This window comes from Sunxiuqinia sp. sy24 (genome assembly GCF_052677165.1).
The window spans coordinates 209,405-226,426 of the sequence record NZ_JBQYLH010000001.1 but is presented as its reverse complement, the minus strand read 5'-3'; the positions used below and the strand labels follow the sequence as shown (position 1 = coordinate 226,426).

General features: G+C 45.1%; 12 protein-coding genes. 7 read left to right on the top strand and 5 right to left on the bottom strand.

Translation table 11 applies throughout. The features are described 5' to 3' along the window. Window positions 1–10 precede the first annotated feature (10 nt). From ACUNWA_RS00875 to ACUNWA_RS00865, 3 genes are all read right to left on the bottom strand, one after another. Window positions 11–3,454: a TonB-dependent receptor gene (locus ACUNWA_RS00875; RefSeq protein ID WP_445589982.1), complete on the bottom strand. Its 3,444-nt coding sequence runs from the start codon at window positions 3,452–3,454 to the stop codon at window positions 11–13. 159 nt (window positions 3,455–3,613) lie between these two features. Next, window positions 3,614–4,717, bottom strand: coding sequence for a FecR family protein (locus ACUNWA_RS00870; RefSeq protein ID WP_445589981.1), 1,104 nt, complete (start codon window positions 4,715–4,717; stop codon window positions 3,614–3,616). A 64-nt stretch (window positions 4,718–4,781) separates the two neighbouring features. Next, window positions 4,782–5,408: an RNA polymerase sigma factor gene (locus tag ACUNWA_RS00865; protein ID WP_445589980.1), complete on the bottom strand. Its 627-nt coding sequence runs from the start codon at window positions 5,406–5,408 to the stop codon at window positions 4,782–4,784. Window positions 5,409–5,549: 141 nt separating this feature from the next. Between ACUNWA_RS00865 and porE the strand changes: the two genes are divergently transcribed. The 4 genes from porE to ACUNWA_RS00845 all read left to right on the top strand — a co-directional run bounded on the left by porE (window position 5,550) and on the right by ACUNWA_RS00845 (window position 9,880). Beyond that, window positions 5,550–7,547 (top strand): PorE family type IX secretion system protein, encoded by a 1,998-nt coding sequence (gene porE, locus ACUNWA_RS00860; protein WP_445589979.1) that lies wholly within the window; start codon window positions 5,550–5,552, stop codon window positions 7,545–7,547. A gap of 175 nt (window positions 7,548–7,722) precedes the next feature. Continuing rightward, complete coding sequence (ilvA, locus tag ACUNWA_RS00855) at window positions 7,723–8,979, top strand: threonine ammonia-lyase (RefSeq protein ID WP_445589978.1); 1,257 nt, start codon at window positions 7,723–7,725, stop codon at window positions 8,977–8,979. A 152-nt stretch (window positions 8,980–9,131) separates the two neighbouring features. Next, the gene (locus ACUNWA_RS00850; RefSeq protein WP_445589977.1) at window positions 9,132–9,356 is read left to right on the top strand and encodes a DUF5995 family protein; all 225 of its coding nucleotides are present in this window, start codon (window positions 9,132–9,134) and stop codon (window positions 9,354–9,356) included. Next, entirely contained in the window at window positions 9,350–9,880 is a 531-nt protein-coding gene (locus ACUNWA_RS00845) for a DUF5995 family protein (protein WP_445589976.1), read from the top strand. The genes ACUNWA_RS00850 and ACUNWA_RS00845 overlap by 7 nt, the downstream gene beginning before the upstream one ends. A gap of 65 nt (window positions 9,881–9,945) precedes the next feature. Here ACUNWA_RS00845 and ACUNWA_RS00840 read toward each other — a convergent pair whose 3' ends face one another. Next, window positions 9,946–10,611 carry a Crp/Fnr family transcriptional regulator gene (locus ACUNWA_RS00840; protein WP_445589975.1) on the bottom strand — a complete coding sequence of 222 codons (666 nt, stop codon included), beginning with the start codon at window positions 10,609–10,611 and terminating at the stop codon, window positions 9,946–9,948. 125 nt (window positions 10,612–10,736) lie between these two features. Between ACUNWA_RS00840 and ACUNWA_RS00835 the strand changes: the two genes are divergently transcribed. From ACUNWA_RS00835 to ACUNWA_RS00825, 3 genes are all read left to right on the top strand, one after another. Continuing rightward, complete coding sequence (locus tag ACUNWA_RS00835) at window positions 10,737–11,186, top strand: OsmC family protein (protein ID WP_445589974.1); 450 nt, start codon at window positions 10,737–10,739, stop codon at window positions 11,184–11,186. Window positions 11,187–11,543: 357 nt separating this feature from the next. Next, the gene (locus ACUNWA_RS00830) at window positions 11,544–12,113 is read left to right on the top strand and encodes an acetate uptake transporter (protein WP_445589973.1); all 570 of its coding nucleotides are present in this window, start codon (window positions 11,544–11,546) and stop codon (window positions 12,111–12,113) included. A 235-nt stretch (window positions 12,114–12,348) separates the two neighbouring features. Next, on the top strand, window positions 12,349–14,340 hold the full coding sequence (locus tag ACUNWA_RS00825) for a glycoside hydrolase family 97 protein (RefSeq protein ID WP_445589972.1): 1,992 nt from the start codon (window positions 12,349–12,351) through the stop codon (window positions 14,338–14,340). A 292-nt stretch (window positions 14,341–14,632) separates the two neighbouring features. Here the strand turns inward: ACUNWA_RS00825 and ACUNWA_RS00820 are convergent, their stop codons facing one another. Continuing rightward, a complete protein-coding gene (locus ACUNWA_RS00820; protein WP_445589971.1) occupies window positions 14,633–16,906 on the bottom strand; it encodes a GH92 family glycosyl hydrolase in 2,274 nt (757 codons plus the stop codon). Window positions 16,907–17,022 lie beyond the last annotated feature (116 nt).

The window sequence follows — 17,022 nt, the reverse complement described above, 5'->3', positions numbered from 1 at the left end:
CGTATTTTTTTTAGAATTTAACACTTAGTCCACAAGTAAACATTTTCTGTATAGGATAACTGCTATTGCTTGCTTCCGGGTCGATATTCGGGTTCTTGATTCCGGACCAGGTGAGTAAGTTCTCTCCTGCCACAAACAAGCGTAACTGTGCAACATTTATTCTTTGGGTAAGTGAGCTTGGGATGGTATATCCCATTGTTACATTTTTTAATCTGATATATGCGTTGTTTTGCAGATAGCGGGTATTCTGTCGGATCATCTCTCCGCCACTCCACCAAGTCGCTGCATATCCTTTCAAACGGGGAAGGTAGGCTTCTGTATTATCAGGAGTCCACGAATTTTCATGCTGCCACGTTTGAAGATTTGTCCATGGACCTGCATTTAACCCCCAAAAATAGTAGGATGTCGGATACCAGTCTTGCTTAAGAACGCCCTGAGCAAATGCTGAAAAATCAAAGCCCTTCCAGTCCGCTCCAATCCGTAAACTCGTATGATAACGAGCTTTGCTATTTCCAATTTTCTTGAGATCTTGCAAGTCATTTATTGTTTGACCACCTCTAATTTCCCCATCACCATTAAGGTCTTCAAACTTCATATCGCCAGGTCCTGGAGGTACTTTTCCTGGATAAGTCCAAAATGCACTTTGATTAGCATGGTTGGCAATTTCTTCTCCAGTCTGAAAAAGACCATTTACCTCATACCCCCAAATCGTTCCAATTTCATAGCCCTCATAGTAATCATTCAAACGACCTTCGGGATTATCAAAATCCGTGATCCAGGCACGGCTGTCAGCTAGCGTAAAACGAGCACTGTAGTTAAATCGGTCGGATCCTAGTTTAAAATTATCTTTCCAACTAAGAGCCAGTTCCCATCCCTTGGTAATAAGGTCAGCAGCATTTTCATCCGGAACGGCGGTTCCTAAAACACCAGGTAACTTTTTACCCTTCGTAAGCATATCAATTGTTGCCCGGTGATAATAATCGAAAGTTCCTGAGAGCCGATTATTGAGTAATCCAAAATCGATACCAATATTCTTTGTCTCTACTTTTTCCCAAGTCAGATTCCCCGAAACAAGTCCAGGTGCATATAGTGTCAGCTGCCGATCATATTCGCCACCATCAAGAATTGAACTGGTTCTTCCATCGTTCATTTTGGCTATGTAGTGATAAGCACTTACGTTTTGATTTCCTAGACGACCATAAGAGATTCTAGGCTTTAGAGTATTGAATATACTCGAAAAAGGCATAAAGAAGTTTTCTTTATGTATGTTCCACCCCAACGAAGCAGAAGGCACAAACACAAACCGGTCTTCTTGAGGGAATCTTGACGTTCCATCGTAGCGCCCATTCACCTCAAACAAGTATTTTCCATCAAAATCATAATTCACACGGAAAAACCCACTTCGGGTAGCCCAATCCGAGATCCACTCATCAAGCTCTTTATCTCCGGTGGCATTATTAATACTCGGCACACTCGTGCTGATCAAGTCTTTTCGATATGCTTTAAACCAATCATCATATCGGTACTCCTGGTTGTAACCCACAAGAACATGAACATGATGCTTTTGAAAGTCTTTATCAAAGTCTGCATAAATATCAAAAACATTCTGGCGAGCAGTTCCTGCATCTCGCTGGGCATCTTTAACCGGGTGGTTTGTCCGAATTTCATCCGGTCCTATTTTATACTCAACAGGTAGCCAAAAAACTTTCCGAGTCTTATCCGAACGCATAAATGAAGCCTTGGCAGTAACCGTAAGCATATCTTTAATTAGGCTTGCCTTACCTGTGAAAGATGTCCAATACCTCGCATTGCGAGTATAGGAACGTCCCCCTTCAGCAGCAGCACCCAACAATGAAGCACCGGCACTTGACCACGATCCGTCCGGATTCTTAATTACACCTAAGGTTGATGTGTTGTATAAGCCGGAGAAGTTGAATCCTTGAGAAGGCTCATCGTAAACATCATAATTGTAAGATGTGTTATTGGAAATATTCAGCCAATCTGTAACGTCAAAGGCAATCTTTCCACGCATGTTATACTTATCAAAGATATCATTACCATACCTAAAGATCCCATCCTGCCGCGAATAGCCACTTGATAAATAATAACTTGTCTTATCATTACGCCCAGAGATGGCAACATTATGATTCTGCGTCATACTAAAGTTTTTCATGGCTTCTTCGTACCAATTGGTACGTCCAGCCATAAGCCACCTAGTCGGATCTTCCGGATTCAAAACCACTTCATCTTCCTCGCCTGCAGTAACCCGATCTAAAAAATCCCAATCGTTAATTCCATAAAGATATTTTAAGGTATACCAACCACCCGTAGCCTCAACTCGAGCGCGCATTACTGTATTTTGCTCTCGAATAAATTCCGGAATAATTACCGGTCGTCGCATCGAAATATTCGTGTTATAGCTAACCTGTACTTCTTCTTTACCGGCCGATTTTGTAGTTACCAGCACCACTCCGAAAGCAGCCCGGGCACCATATATAGCAGCAGAAGCTGCATCCATCAAAGATGACACACTCTCAATATCCGAAGGATTCATCTGTGAAAATTCGGTTACTGTAGCAGGAACTCCATCAATAACAATTAGTGGTTCACCTCCCCCCGACAGGGTTGTCGTACCACGAATATTTAAGGTTGGTACGCTGTTGGCTCGTCCATCTGAGACATAGATATTCAGGTTCGGAATCGCCCCTTGCAAACTAGAAACAGCCGAAACCACCGGACGGTCCTTCAATTCAGAAGCAGATACAGACTGAACCGCCCCGGTTAGGTTCGCTTTTTTCTGGGTACCATACCCAACAGCTACCACTTCTTCAATACCGATGGCGTCTTCCTCCATCACTAAATTTATTGACGATTGATTGCCTACAACGACTTCTTGGCTTTTCATTCCAACAAACGAAAACACCAAAATTCCATTAGCTGGCACATCCGAAATTGTGTAGTTTCCATCAAAGTTAGTGATTGTCCCATGGGTCGTTCCTTTTACCAAAACAGTAACTCCGGGAAGGGGCTCACCTGACGAATCGGTAATCTTACCTATGAGGGTTCGGTTTTCTTGATTTTGCTGCAAGGTTGCCAAAATGATGTGTCTTCCCGAAATCTGATAATTGACGTCGGTATTTTTAAAAAGAATATCCAGCACGTCTTCTATACTACGATTTTTCACATCAATCTTAACTTTACGTTCCAGGTCAATTGCCTCCTTATTGTAGACAAAATAGAACTCACTTTGATCTTCAATGGTAAGCAAGGCATCTACTACCTTCGCATTTTGAAGATCGAAAGAGAACCTGGTTGATTGAGAATACCCATCGAATGCCAGCGATTGGAATATCGCCAGCAGCACCAATAAGATTGTAATTTTCATTTTCAATAGAATTTTCCAGGAATGCCTGAGTGTTAAGTTTTCGGCATGAATTCCTCTGTTTTTTTTCATACTTTTGAATTGATTTGTTAGTAATTAATAAATCGTTGAATTTTCAAATTTGAAACAGGAAGGAGTTGCCGCTCTTTCCTGTTTTTTTTTACGCGATACGTTTGGTAACTATATCATATACTCATCTTTTAGAAATTATTGCTATTCAAAATATTATAATTAGTTTATTACTCTATTTACATCTCGTGTGATTACTACTTTCCGTTTCGAATAGCTGCCATCAGCCTGCTTATGACGCTTAATATACCTAACATTGATTGGGATGGAATTGGATAAAATACTCAATACCTGCTCAATGTTTTCATCAACAAAGGTGGCGTATAACGTATACTCTCCCAGCGAAGGATCAGCAAGTTTAATATCCACATTATACCAGCGCTCCAGCTGATCGACAATAGCTGCGAAACGCTCGTCATGAAACAGCAGCTTGCCATCCTTCCAGCCGGTAAAAGCTTCCATTTCCGAAACTTCCATGGCTCGTATTTCCTGATTTTGTAAGTCATAAGAAGCCGAATAACCTGGCTCCAGCAAATATTCCTTATGACTTTCTTTCGGAATCAGTGTTACTTTCCCTTCAACCAGAGTGGTCTCAACCAATCCATTATCTGCAAAAGCATTCACATTAAAGGTCGTACCATACACCTTCACGGTTAGCTGACCGGCAGAAACCAACATGGGAACCTGTTCATTTTTGACGACTTCAAAATAGGCTTCGCCTTTAAGCTTTACTTCGCGGGTATGTCCATCAAAAACCGAAGGAAAGGAAAGACTGCTCCCCGAGTTTAACCAAACCAGCGAGCCATCGGGTAAAACAACCTGTGTTTTCGCGCCAAGGGGAGCCCGAAACGTATTGAAGGTTTTCTGACTCGCCGCCAAAGAACTTAAGTTCGAGGTGCCAATTGATGCTTGCTGATAGAAATAGATGCTTGTTAACAGTAAAGGAATAGACAAAATAGCCGCGATACGAGAGACCCACTGTACTAAACCACCTGTTCCTAATCTGCGTTCGGCCGAATCAGAAGTATTTGCAATTCGGCTCATCAGCCGTTTTAATGCCTGATCCCGTTCTCCAGCATCAACGCCAGCTCGCTTAAATGCTATGCCGGAAACAAACCTTCGGGCATCGGCCAGTTCTTTTTCAGAAAGACCATACTGCTCTGCGAATGCTTTTTGCTTTTCTGCTGAGAAGTCTCCAAAGTCTCGGATATAATCCTGAAAAACTTCGTCTGCCAGTAATGTTGTTAGTTTATTTTGAATCTCCATGAGTAAAACTTTCCTGCCGTTTATGTATATAGAGGACAAACAGGCAAAAAGGTACTACCCTAAATCAACCTTTTTTTTGAAATAGCAGAAAGAAAGTCATGAAAAGGTCGTCAATGTAGTCAATGTCCTCCCATAATTGAGGGTCAATTTTATCTCGAAGATTGGCAATTGCCCGTTGCATCATATTTTTGATTGTCTGCTCCTTGACGCTCATGATCCGGGCAATTTCAGCATAGGGGAGATTAAAATAGAAACGCAGGTAAATCAATTCCCGCTGCCGGTCGGGCAAACTATTAATAGCCTGAACAATAGAGGCCCGAAGTTGTTTGGAGATTTCTTCGACCTCCATAAATTCGGCCGATGAAAAAGAAAAAGCTTGTGACTCCCCGTCAACACTTTCCTCGCTCTTTGTTTCCCCATAAAGTTCTTTGTTATCGAGCACCCTGCGCCGCACCGAAGATAAAAGATAAGCTTTCGCATTCTTAACATCACCAAGCGTAGCGCGTTTTTCCCAAATCCGAAGAAAGACATCTTGCACCGAATCTTTCACCAAGTCGGGCTCATAGCTAATTTTCAGTCCATAGTGATACAAGTCCGAGTAAAAATGATCGAATATTTCCGCTAAAGCGGCTTTATCACCAGCTTTCATGCGTTTCCAGGCAAGCGTCATGTGAATGGAGCCTCTATTCATATCCAGAATGGTTGGTAAAATTGTGACAAAAGAACTAAAATATTCACGAACCCTGAAATTGGAATACTTTATCTTTTCATTTTACGTTTTTCCATAACGAACAAATTTGGTTACTTTTATTGCCTTAATCAGCCTTGATTCATGAAGCGGACCTATTTAATTAGTATTCTCTTTTTAGCCCTGCTCCTTTTGGGATCCTGTTCATCTCAAAAATACTATCGCTTAGGCTCACTTTCCTATGAGATTGGCGAATATTACCGGGCTACCGAAAAATACCGCAAAGCATACCGCAAGGATGATAATCTGCAACACAAGATGAACATGGCCTACAACATGGCCGAAGCTTACCGCACTACAGGCGAATATGGGAAAGCGGCCATCTGGTACAAAAATGCCATCCGCCGGCAGCACCCCGATTTTAAGGCGGTACTCTACTACGCTGACTGTTTGCGCGCCACCCAAAAATACGATCAGGCCATTGAAGCTTACCAGCAATACCTCGACTCCGTTCCCAATGATGTGCAAGCAATCAACGGGTTGGATGCCTGCCGCTATACCCGTGACTGGGAGGAAAATCCCACCCGCTATGTCGTCAATTCGGTTCGCGAGCTCAACTCAAAGTACAGCGACTATGCACCTGTTTTTGTGGGCGGCCGCGAAAATGAGATTTTGCTGACCTCGACCCGTGAAAATACGGTAGGGAAGAAACAAAGCGCCATCTCCGGTGCTTATTTTGCTGATATTTTCCGCGTAGAATACTTGGTTCAACGGCAAAAATGGGGCGCGCCGGTTCTGGTGGATGAATCAGGCTTGATCAACTCGCCCGACGAGGAAGGAGCCGTCACCCTATCCGAAAACGGCGATGAAATGATTTTCACCCGAGCCCGCTATGATAAGCAAACAGACTTGGGTGCCGAACTATACCGGGTAAAAATGTCTCGTGGCAATTGGTCAGAACCCACGAAACTGGACTTGGTTGGTGATAGTCTGATTGCCGCTCACCCGTCCCTGTCGGCCAATGGCGATACCCTGTATTTTGTTTCCGATAAACCCGGAGGCTATGGTGGTAAAGACATCTGGATGGCGACAGCCAGCGGAGGCACTTTCTCTAAGCCGGTGAATTTGGGCCCTAAAATCAATACGCCGGGGAATGAAGTTTTCCCAACCATTCGCTCCAACGGAGAGCTGTACTTCTCCTCGGATTACCACATGGGCATGGGCGGACTCGACATTTTTAAAGCCACCCGCAAGAAAGATGGCGAATGGCACATTCAAAATTTGAAATCACCCATCAACTCAACAGGCGACGATTTTGGGATGGCTTTTATTGAAGGCGAAGAAACCCGTGGACTGTTTGCCTCTAACCGCAAAGGTTCGCGCAGCGATGATATTTACTCCTTTTACCTGCCGCCAAAGATCTTCCGGGTTTCAGGTGAAATATATGACAAAGAAACCAACCAGCGCCTGGATGGTGCCCGCATCCGGATTATTGGAACGGATGGTACCAACCTGAAAATGCGTGCTGACAAAGGGCAGTTTCAACTCAAACTGAACCCTGAAACCGACTATGTTTTTGCGGCCTTTAAAGACGGCTACTTAAATGATAAAGGCCGGGAATCAACCATCGGACTGGATGATAGTCAGGACTTCCGACTGGATCTGTACCTAACGCCAACCGATGCGCCCATCAAAGTAGACAACATCAACTACGAATTTGGAAGCTGGGAGCTGCTACCCCAATCGATCCATGCTCTCGATAGCTTGGTCGCCATTCTGGAGCTGAACCCCACCATTACCATCGAACTGATGTCGCACACCGACTTTGTGGGATCCGAACAGTTCAACTTCGACTTATCGCAGAAACGTGCCCAGTCTGTTGTTGACTTCCTCATTCAAAGAGGCATTAACCCCGAACGACTGGTGGCCAAGGGATATGGTGAAACCTGGCCCAAGAAAGTGACGCGCAACCTGGCCCGAGACTATGACTTTCTGAAGCGAAACGATGAACTGACGGAGGAATTCATCAATGAACTCAGTCCCGAGCAACAGGAAATTGCCAAAGGCCTGAACCGGCGTACCGAATTTCGGGTGCTTTCAACCGACTATTACGAACGATTCACCCCCGAAGTGGAAGAATAATAGTTCTCCCGAAAAGGTAACAAGCAACTCGCTTCTTTCAACAATACTTTAAATTCGAAACAAAATCAGCTCAATCGCTTTTCTGAAGAACGAAAGTGACTTACTTTTGCGGATCGGTTTATTCGATGAACTGAACCTTTCACCAAATGTTGCTTTCAATATATAAAGACAAAAAATGACCAAACAATATTTTCCAACGCTTCAGAATGTTAATCGGGCCAAGTTGACGCTCAATGAGATTTTAACATCCACCCCGCTCATGGAAAACCGGAACTTGTCCGAGCAGTTTGGAGCCTCCGTATTTTTAAAACGCGAAGACTTACAGATTGTACGCTCGTACAAAATCCGCGGGGCCTATAACAAGATTAAAAGCTTAAGCCAGGAGCAATTGAAGAACGGCGTGGTTTGTGCCAGTGCCGGCAACCATGCGCAAGGCGTGGCCTATTCGTGCCAAAAGCTGGGCATTCACGGCAAAATTTACATGCCCACCACCACCCCCAAGCAAAAGATCAAGCAGGTGCAAATGTTTGGCAGAGAGTCTGTCGAAATCATTTTGCATGGCGACACTTATGACGACGCCAGCACCGAAGCCTGGAAAGATTGCAACGAAAACAAAAAGACTTTTATTCACCCTTTCGACGACCCCTTGATTATTGAAGGGCAAGCCACCTCCGCACTGGAAATTCTGCAAGACTCAACCTGCCAAATTGATTACCTGTTTGTCCCTATTGGCGGCGGCGGACTGATTGCCGGCGTGGGCAGCTATTTCAAACAGGTTCATCCCAGCACCAAAATCATTGGAGTTGAGCCGGCCGGAGCTCCTTCCATGACCGAATCGCTGAAACAAGGGAAAGTTGTCACCCTTGAAAACATCGATAAGTTTGTTGATGGTGCCGCCGTACAGCGTGTTGGCGAAATCCCTTTTGAAATTTGCCAGCAGGTGGTTGACGATATTGTCTTGGTTCCGGAAGGCCGCATCTGCACCAAAATTCTGGAACTCTACAACCGCGACGCCATTGTGATTGAGCCGGCCGGAGCACTATCCATTGCCGCACTCGACTATTACGCCGATCAAATTAAAGGGAAAAACGTGGTGTGCATTGTTTCAGGTAGCAACAACGACATTACCCGTACCGAAGAAATAAAAGAACGCTCCCTCCTGTTCGAAGGGCTGAAACATTATTTCATTGTACGGTTTCCACAACGGGCCGGAGCTTTGCGCGACTTTGTAGAAAACGTGCTTGGCCCAACCGACGACATTACCCACTTCGAATACACCAAAAAGAACAGTCGCGAGCGAGGTCCTGCTTTTGTGGGCATCGAGGTTCAGGACCACAAGGATGTAGAAGGACTGCTAACCCGCATGAGAGAGAATGGCTTTGTTTATGAATATGTGAATGACAAGCCCGACTTGTTTCAGTATTTGATTTAAAAAAACGGAGCACGGAAACAGGAGGAAGAAGACAGGAGGTGGCAGAACCTGGAACTTAGAATTTAAAACTCAGAGTTTGAACCATATCTGTTGGCAAATCGTTGGATACCTTGAAAAACTTGAGTTAATCCGATAAGCTAACGCCTGTTCTCATGCCAGCAGCACCACTGAAAACCATTGATGAGGTCATTGAAGTTCTGGAGCAGATCATCCAACACTGCGAATACAACGGTGATCCTTCAGGCTACTTTGCTGCCTTGTACCAAAAGGGTACCATCAAAGTAAAAGAAGGGATTGAAAACAACTATTTTGACGATGGTCCGCGCATGGAGCAATTGGATGTAGTGTTTGCCCAACGGTACATCGATGCTTGGTAGCCAGCCGGACCGGACTTCCGCTTACCCGCTCCTGGCAAAGAGCCTTTGATTTATCAACCAGCTACTGGCCCATTGTTTTGCAGCATCTGCTCATGGGCATAAACGCCCACATTAACCTCGACTTAGGTATTGCCGCTGCCGAAGTCTCGCGCGGAAAAGAGCTGAATAAGCTGCACGATGACTTCAACCGGATCAATGCCATTCTCTCTTCTTTGGTACACGAGGTTCAGGACAAACTATCTCGCATTTGGCCAGCTCTGAAATACATCCTAAAATGGACCGGTGAAGTGGATGATTACCTGGTTGATTTCAGCATGCAACTGGCTCGCGATGGCGCCTGGAAATTTGCCAACCAGCTGCATCAAACACCACCCGAGCGGCAGGCTAATTTTATCGGCCAACATGACCAGCGGGTAGCCACCAAAGTTGCTCTCGTCCTCGAACCCGATTTAATTGCCAACACCGTCCTTGCCCTGGTCGTCTCACCGAACGGGGCACCATCCCTCAAAAAATTAAGAAATTAAAGGCCTAGTAACTAGTCGAACTTCCAGAAGTAGAGTCAGTAAGCGTACTAGCCCGATTGTTCTGCTTACCCATAGGTTGAAATATCCTGAAGGCGTTCAAGATCCACGATGGTTATTTCCCGTCCTTCACTTTCCACGAGGCCTTCCTTCCTGAAATCGGCCAGGTTTTTCAGCACACTCTCCTTCGAGAAACCGATTACCCGGGCCATGTCGCTTCGGGTCAATGGCAATTCAAACGACCGCTGCCCATAGCTCTTTTCAAACTCGCACAACAGAAAGGCCAGTGCACCAGCTGAGTTCCGTTCGGTCAACTTCATATGCCAGTTCAGAAAATTCTCATTCACCATGGAGATGTACTGAATAAAAGCCATCGAAAAGCGCGGATTGCTTGTCAGCAAACGGGTAAACAGCTGATAATCGATGATCAGCACTTTGCAATCGGTGAGTGCCCGGGCCGAAAACCGATAGTTCTTTGTTGAGTAAGCACAGTTAATGCCGATGATTTCACCCGAGAAAAGCAACATCAGCGACTGTTTGGTTCGCTCATCGTCGAGGGTCAACTCAACAGTTCCCTCCTGGATCAGGTACAAATCATGAACCGGTGCTCCTCTTTTAACCACCAGTTCGCCCTGCTTAAAATCCAGGTATCGGCCATTATCAAACAGTTCCGCCTTCTCTTCAACACAAAGCTCGTTGATACAGGTACTGCCCGTTGGATAGACTATTTCCATAAACTACAATCATTAAACAGAGTGTAAAATTACACCCTTGGCTATTTCTTAATACACGCCCGCAGACGATATAGCCCGCGGCTAAAGCGCTAGTTTTGTAAAAGTATTAAATTAAAACTTTTCAGATGGAAACATTACAAGATCAAATAATCGATTTTGACGTAGCGTCAACAACAAAATCTAATTCTGTTGCTGAAATAAAAGTACGACAGTTCAATGTGCTAATCGACGAGCCTAGCCAGTTGGGTGGAACCGACCAGGCTCCCAACCCGGTGGAGTACATCTTGAGCGGACTGGCTGGATGCATGCATATCTTGGGCTTCAAGGTGGCGCACGAACTGGAGATGGAATTAACCGACCTGAAGATTAACATCACAGGGCAGCTTAACCCCATGAAACTATTTGGCATGCCTACCGAAGACCGCGCCGGGTACCAAAGCATTAGCATTAGCCTGCAACCCGAAACCATTGCCGATGCCCAAACAGTGGAACAATGGAAGAGCATCATGGCCGAACGCAGCCCGGTATTGGATAACCTTAGCCGCGAAACTCCGGTAGAGGTTAAAATTGGCTAGCCAAGCACATAACAAAGAAACACCTCCATACATACACCCGGCCTGATGATTGTTCGCTATCGCTTAGGCCGGTTTTTTTATGGCTATTGCATTTCCACTTAAACAAACCGGAGCAGCATTGTATATCTTCATGACAAGGCCTGGAATACCCAAAAATACAATAGCCCACAACACAAATTAAAGGGTTCATGGCCTTCATCTATTGTTTCTGAAAGCTTTAACTGCCTGTCAAATATTACCAAATCACTAATCCTATAGAAGAACCATGCTCCGTAGGCTATAGCCCGTTAGGTAACTCGATTTAATTCTTAGTTTTGCGCCGAAATCAAAAATAACACACAACTAAAACACCCGTTAATGAACAACACAAAACTAGGAAACCCTGCCGTAGTAGGCTTGGCAGGATTCGGTTTAACAACCCTTCTGCTTCAATTTCACAACCTCGGATGGTGCGGCCTGGGCCCTGTACTGGCCATGGGTTTCATCTTTGGTGGACTGGCTCAGTTGGTCGCCGGTTTTTTGGAGCAAAAAACAGGCAATAACTTTGGTTTTGCTGCTTTCTCAAGCTACGGATCATTCTGGATCGGCCTCGGACTGATCTGGCTGTTCAACCATCTGGGGATTTACAAGTCGTCGCATACCGACGTCGGTTTTTTCCTGCTTGGCTGGACCTTGCTCACTTTCATTTTCTGGATCGGAACACTATTCATTCACCGTGCCATGTTTATCACCTTTACCACCCTTTTACTTGGTTTCATCTTCCTCGATTTAGGGCATTTCGGATGGCCGGTGATGAACCAGGTAGCGGCAGTCGTTCTGATTGTTTGTGCCTTCTCAGCCTGGTACATGATGGCAGCTATTATTTTGAATGATTTGGCCAAACGCACCATTTTACCCGTTGGGCAAGCACTGATCAAGACAAAATAAAGAAAGCACCAGAACAACATTGAAAAGTATTGATGGATTCCATTCCCTCAATACTTTTTTTTGCTCAAAATACAAGCATCCCATGAAAAGCTGAGTAATTGTCACTATAAACCAATAATATATAATCCATCCTTCAGACTGACATAAAGGAAATTAAAATACTTTTCACTATTCAGATAATTCTTTAAAGTAGTAAATTAGCACCTCAATCAATTATTACTTAACTAAACAAATTATGAAAAGACCATTACTACTACTTTTCTTTGCCGTCATTTCCTTCGCTGGATTTGCCCAGTCTCTCCTACTAAAGTCTCCCGACGGTAAGCTGAAGATTCAAGTTGAAATTGGAAGTAAGATAAGTTACTCCGTTACGCACGAGCAAACCGAAGTATTGGCACCTTCTAACCTTTCCATAACCCTAACCAATGGATCCGTATGGGGAAAAGACCCGAAACTAAAAAACCAAAAGAGAACTAGCATCAATGAAATAATTAGCACTCCTATTTACAAAAAAAGTGAAATTCAGGATGACTATAATCAATTGGAGCTAACCTTTAAAGGAAATTACGGTCTCATCTTCAGAGCCTACAACAAGGGAGTTGCATACCGCTTTGTCACTACTGAAAAGGAAGAACTATTCATTTCCCAAGAAGAAGTACAACTCAACTTTAGCCAGAATAATCAAGCCATCTTTCCCTATGTTAACAAGATCAACCCTGAAAATTTTGAGCAACAGTTTTTCAACTCCTTCGAAAACACCTACACTCATCTAAAAATCAGCGAAATTAACCCGAACCGTATGATCTTCTTACCGATGGTTGTTGAGCTTAATAACGGCAAGAAATTGTGCTTCACCGAAGCTGATCTAGAAAACTATCCCGGCCTCTACCTAATTAATCAAACCGGCGAAACGTCCCTAACCGGTCTTTCCGCTCCTTATCCTAAAACGACCATCCAGGGCGGACACAACGAATTGCAGCAACTTGTAACCGAAAGAGAAAATTACATTGCCAAGACACAAGGAGCACGTAGTTTCCCCTGGCGAGTGTTGGCCATTTCAAGCAGCGACAAGGAACTGTTGAATAATGACCTCGTGTACCAGTTAGCAGCTCCTTCCCGACTGGAGGATACCGACTGGATTAAGCCCGGCAAAGTAGCCTGGGATTGGTGGAATGACTGGAATATTTATGGTGTGGATTTCCGCGCCGGAATCAATAACGAAACCTACAAGTACTACATTGACTTTGCTTCTGAGCAAGGTATTGAATACGTGATTCTGGATGAAGGCTGGGCTGTAAACAAGGAAGCAGACTTGCTTCAGGTGATTCCAGAAATAAACATTGAAGAACTTATTCGCTATGGCGAAAGCAAAAATGTTGGCATCATTCTATGGGCTGGATACTGGGCCATGGATCGCGATTTAGAAAATGTTTGCCGCATTTATTCAGAAATGGGAGTCAAAGGCTTTAAGGTTGATTTCATGGATCGGGACGATCAGGCGATGGTAGATTTCTACTACCGCTGTGCGGAAACGGCTGCTCGCTATCAGCTCATGATCGACTTCCACGGGGCCTATAAGCCTACCGGACTACAACGCACCTACCCCAACGTTATCAACTTTGAAGGAGTGTTTGGCTTAGAGCAGTTAAAGTGGTCGCCGCAACAAGTAGACATGGTAACATACGATGTCACCATGCCTTTTATACGCATGATGGCCGGACCAATCGATTATACCCAAGGAGCCATGCGGAATGCTACCCATGCAAACTACCGCCCCATTAACAGCGAACCAATGAGCCAAGGTACCCGGTGCCGCCAACTGGCTCAATATGTCATTTTTGAATCGCCATTCAACATGCTTTGCGACAATCCATCGAACTACCTCAACGAGATAGAGTGCACGCAATTCATTGCTGATATCCCGACCGTATGGGATCAAACCCTTGAAATTGATGGAAAAATTGGCGAATACATTCTATTGGCACGACAAAAAGGAGACACCTGGTATGTCGGTGGATTGACCAACTGGGAGGAACGGCAAGCTGAAATTGATCTGTCCTTTTTAGGTGAAGGAGATTACCAACTCGAACTATTCAGCGATGGAATCAATGCAGACCGTGCCGCAAGAGATTACAAACATGAAATCACCCCCTTGCCTGGCAATAAAAAGCTGATCGTCGACCTTAAACCAGGTGGTGGATTTGCTGCAAAAATCACCAAACGTTAACACATACTTGATAAAATGAGAAAGACCGTTCCAGTACTCCCTGTAGCGGTCTTTTTTATTTCTGGCAATATTATTGCCTTAAACCTCTCCGACTGCTAACCTATTCTTAGGACTATCCCACAGCTTCCCCGGCGATCTTAACCCGTTTTCATTCAACAGGAATGTGCAATCCTCCTCAAACCAAAACCTTTGAGTATCAAAAAAGCCTTCTGGATTGAAGGCTTTTTTATCTTTAGTTCAGGATATCTAAAATCCCTTTATTTTCAAAAACGGGAGGAACACCCCAACACCATTACTCTGTTACCCCTGCTTCGCCGAAATAAGCCACCGGCTTGGAAGTCATAAAGAACTCCAGCTTTCCACCTTGCATCAGCTCATCGTGCGTGAAGAATGGTTTATCAAGCTCAGTACCGTTCAGTACCAACTTCTCAATGTATTTGTTTTCTCTTGAATTCTGGTGGGCCACAATTTCAAAAACACCTCCCGGCACCTGAATTTTAGCCTGATCAACAATCGGACGGCCAATGGTGTAGGTTGGATCACCCGGACAAACCTGGTAAAATCCAATGGCATTGAGCACATACCAGGCCGACATTTGACCACAGTCTTCGTTACCGATAATTCCGGCCGGCGTAGGCAAGTAAAAATCATGCAAAATCTGGTCGAGGTAGTTCTGGGCTTTCCAGGGTGAATTGGTCCAGTTGTACAAATAAGCCATGTGGTGACTGGGCTCGTTTCCATGCGCATACTGCCCGATTAATCCCGTAATATCGCCCGAGGCATTTTCGCCAATGATTTCAGAACTGGTGGTAAACAGCGTATCAAGCTGGGTTTCAAAATTAGACTTCCCGCCATACATAGCGATATGGTTTTCAATATCGTGCGGCACAAAGTAACTCCACTGGTAAGCATTCCCTTCTACATAATCGCTTCTTTCGTGCTCCGAAAAACGGGGTTGAAAAGGAGTACGCCAGCTTCCATCGCCATTTTTCCCGCGCATAAAGCCGGTGCTTTCATCAAAATACAGTTTGTAGTTCTCTGCCTTCTTGAAATAACGCGCGGCTGTTTCCTCATCGCCAGCTGCCTCGGCTATTTTGGCAATACACCAGTCGTAATAAGCCATTTCAACGCCATACGACACCGATTCAGAAATCGAGTCGGCCGGTACAAAACCATATTTCTCCTTGAAATAAATATGCTTCGACATCACATTCTCTTCGCGTGTTCCCTTCACCTTTTCCAGCCATTCAGGTTGGTAGGTTGATGAGGTGACAGCCGCTTCCAGCCAAGTTTTTAGATCGGCCTGCGGAACCAAACCTTTGGTAAGGGCGTCGGCCAGAACCGAAGTGGCCGGATAACCCACCATGGTTCCGGTGTAATTCGAAGCCAGCGGCCATTTAGGCAACAAGCCTCCTTCGCGGTATTTCTGCACCAGCGACTCGGCCCATTCGCCTGCTTTTTCAGGGCGGATAATGGTCATCAACGGATGGAAAGCCCGGAAAGTATCCCACAACGAAAACACGCTGTAGTTGGTAAATCCTTCAGGAGCTGTCCGAATACTCTTATCCATTCCCCGGTAGCGGCCATCAACATCCTGGTACGTAAAAGGCGCCATCATGGAATGATACAGCGCGGTATAAAAGTTGGTTTTTACGTCCTGGTCATCGGTACTGATTTCAATGCCCTGCAAGGCCGCTCTCCATTCGTCTTGCGACTGGGCAACCGTAGCTTCAAAATCCCAGCCCGGCAATTCGGCCTGCATGTTTTGTGCAGCGCCTTTTTCGTCTACAACCGAAAGGGCCACTTTAACCAACAAGGGCTCTTCAGCATTGGCAAACTGAAAATGCAGTTGAATATCACGTCCTGTCAGTTCGCTTTTATTGGTTTTTTCGTTTTCCGAATACACAGTCAATTGCTCGAAAGGCTCGGCAAACTCAATGCGGTAAGCCATCAGATGATCGCTGGCCCAACCACTTGTTTTCTGCACACCTTCCAGGGTTTTATCATCAATTTTGCGGAACGAGTTTTCAACAATGCGGTGTCCCCAGTTGGGTTGAAGGATGTGTCCCAGGTTCAGCATCAGCTTTCTTTCCGAAGCTTTTGCGTAACTATACCGATGGAAGCCAACCCGCTTTGTAGCCGTCAGCTCGGCGGTAACACCGAAGTTTTTGAGCTGCACCTGATAGTAACCGGGAGTCGCCGATTCGTCCTTCTTGTCGAAGGCGCCAACAGGCTTTTGCTCATCGGTATTGGAGTACGGAAGCAGCAGGACATCGCCCAAATCGCCAATGCCCGTACCACTTAAGTGGGTATGGCTAAATCCGTAAATAGTGGAGTCTTCGTAATGATAACCACTGCTGGCATCCCATCCCATAATATGGGTGTCGGGACTCAGTTGAACCATCCCGAATGGAACGGTTGCCCCGGGGAACGTGTGCCCGTGAAAACCGGTCCCGATAAAGGGATCGACATACTGCAGCGGGTCGAAATCAGATTCGGTTGTTGAACTTGGAGTACAGCCCACTAAAAGGGCTGTCAACAAAAAGACAAATAGGCTCGTTTTCATTTTTCTTATTTTGCTTTATGAGGCAAAAATAGGATTTCCTGGATAAAAGGCCAGCCGATCCGCTTCTTTTTGAACGATGATCGTGCCCCTGCAAAGTGCAACAAAGACAAATGGTC